The organism is Paraburkholderia atlantica, assembly GCF_009362785.1.
Taxonomy (GTDB): Bacteria; Pseudomonadota; Gammaproteobacteria; order Burkholderiales; family Burkholderiaceae; genus Paraburkholderia; species Paraburkholderia atlantica.
The window spans coordinates 1-1,009 of record NZ_WHNQ01000196.1 but is presented as its reverse complement, the minus strand read 5'-3'; the positions used below and the strand labels follow the sequence as shown (position 1 = coordinate 1,009).

General features: G+C 62.1%; 1 protein-coding gene. It reads left to right on the top strand.

Annotated elements, in window-relative coordinates; translation table 11 throughout:
* Nucleotides 1-1,009 (top strand): AMP-binding protein (locus tag GCT19_RS42190; RefSeq protein WP_152855104.1); only part of this gene is annotated, 1,009 nt, incomplete at both ends.

Sequence of the window (1,009 nt, the reverse complement as noted above, 5' to 3'; positions counted from 1 at the left end):
CATTTGCAGACTTTGTTAAATGGTGTGATGGCCGATGCGGGGCAGCCGGTCGGCCGCATCAACATTCTCCCGGACGACGAACGCACGTATCTGCTGGAGGATCTGAACCGGACGGCAGCGGCGTATCCGTCGGAGCGGTGCATCCATGAGCTGTTCGAGGCGCAGGTGCAGAAGGCGCCGGAGGCGGTGGCGGTGGTCCACGAGAACGAGAGACTGAGCTATGGCGAGCTCAACGCGCGGGCCAACCGGCTGGCCCATCATCTGATCGCACTCGGAGTCAGGCCGGATCAGCCGGTGGGGATCTGCGTGGAGCGCCGCCCGGCGATGGTGGTGGGGCTCTTGGCGATCCTCAAGGCGGGGGGCGCGTATCTGCCGCTGGATCCGGCTTATCCGTCGGCGCGGTTGCGCCAGATGCTGGGCGATGCCGCTCCGCAGCTGCTGCTTTGCGATGTGGCCGGCCGCGCCGCACTTGGCCCCGAGGTGCTGACTAATGTGATAGCGGTCGATCTGGAGACGGCGACGCCGGAGTGGGCGAACCTGCCGTTCTCCGATCCGGACCCGCGTGCGCTCGGCCTGACCTCGCGCCATCTCGCCTATGTGATCTACACCTCCGGCTCAACCGGCACGCCCAAGGGGGTACAGAATGAGCATCGAGCGGTTATCAATCGCCTGATCTGGATGCAAAAGGCCTATGCACTCAAGGCAACTGATGTCGTCTTGCAGAAGACCCCGTTTAGCTTCGATGTCTCTGCCTGGGAATTCTTCTGGACCTTGCTTGAAGGGGCAACCCTGGTGCTGGCGGTTCCTGGTGTACACAAAGACCCGGATGCGCTTGTAAACCTGATAATCGGCCAACGCATCACCACCGCACACTTTGTACCATCCATGCTGGCCAGCTTCATGGACACGAAGGGCGTTGATCGCTGCACCTCCCTGCAGCGTCTCGTGTGTAGTGGAGAGGCGCTTTCTGCTTCCCTCACGCAGAAGGTTCGGTGCGTATTACCTTGGA